The organism is Microbulbifer pacificus, assembly GCF_002959965.1.
Classification (GTDB): domain Bacteria; phylum Pseudomonadota; class Gammaproteobacteria; order Pseudomonadales; family Cellvibrionaceae; genus Microbulbifer; species Microbulbifer pacificus_A.
Genome location: NZ_PREV01000034.1, coordinates 1 through 1321, shown reverse-complemented (window position 1 = coordinate 1321; position 1321 = coordinate 1). Strand labels below are relative to the sequence as shown.

The 1321-nt window shown below is 34.0% G+C and carries 1 protein-coding gene; it reads left to right on the top strand.

Features of this window, described 5'->3' with window-relative positions:
- A partial coding sequence (locus C3938_RS17585; protein ID WP_199775671.1) for a hypothetical protein occupies positions 1-1321 on the top strand: 1321 nt, incomplete at both ends.

Genomic DNA, 1321 nt, shown 5'->3' with positions numbered 1-1321 from the left:
CAGATATCTCAAGAAGCTAAAAATCTTATTAACCAGCAAGCAAAACAATATACGGATAGTGAAATTAGTGATACACGTGATGAGATAATGGAGGACGTAAGCAGCTTATCGAATGAACTGGAATATGTAGAAGGTCAACTAGTAGATAAAGTAAATATCAATGATGTTTATACGATATCCGACATTGATAATATGATAAGTAATAAAGTGAGCCTGACGAAATACGAAACAGATTATAATGGTGTTATACAAGATTTAGAGCAACATTCTTCACTCATTGAACAAAATGAAATAGAAATTCGAAATAGAGTAGAGCAAACAATATTTAACAATGAGACTGGCATTCTTAGGCAGTCTATTAGTGATGTCCAACAATTGGCAGAAGGTATAGAAACGACAGTATCTAGTATTGAATTGGATGTAACAGATAATCAGAATCGAATGAATCAAGCAGAATCGACTATTAATCAATTAGCCACTGAAATAGATTTGAAAGTAGACGTAGATAATATAGTTTCACAAATTAACCTCAGTCAAGAAGGAGTAAAAATTAAAGGTAATCTTATACACCTTGACGGTACCACATTAATTAATAACGGGGTTATTCAGAATGCTCATATTGCTAATGGAGCAATTGATAAAGCAAAACTTGGTACTGCTGTGATTGGTACTGGCCAAATTGAAAATGGTGCAATTACAAATGCAAAAATAGCTAATGCAACTATAGATAGTGCCAAGATAGCTAATATATCAGCTACAAAGATTACATCAGGGGAATTGAATGCAAATAATGTGCAGATTATTGGTGGAAGTGGGGATGATTATACAAGAATTCGAGGTAGTTTATTAGAATCTAGAGGTAAGCATCGGAGAACTTGGAGAGATAGTACAGTTACACATGATATTAAATTAAGATTGGAAAATGGGTATTTTAGAGCGCGTAACGATACAGAGAATTGGTCACTGTATTTTAGTGACTGGGGAATTTCCACTTATGCTGATGCTTATGGAGACGATAAAGATGCATCTGGGTTTATAGAATTTCATAGTGCTGAATATTCTCCCACTAATTCTAAATCAGGACTTACATTATATTCCATGGCAGGAAATATAGGATTAAGAACTGATAATGGAAGTATACATTTGGACCCTAAAAATCTTGTAATAGTATCGGGGACAAGTTTGAGATCAGCAGTTATTGGTGTACCTGATAATGTTGGACAGAATTTATATCTTGGTGTAAGTGGTACTAACAATGGGGAAGTCAGGGTAACGAATAAATTATTCTACAATAATGGCAACCCAAGTTACTATCCAATAC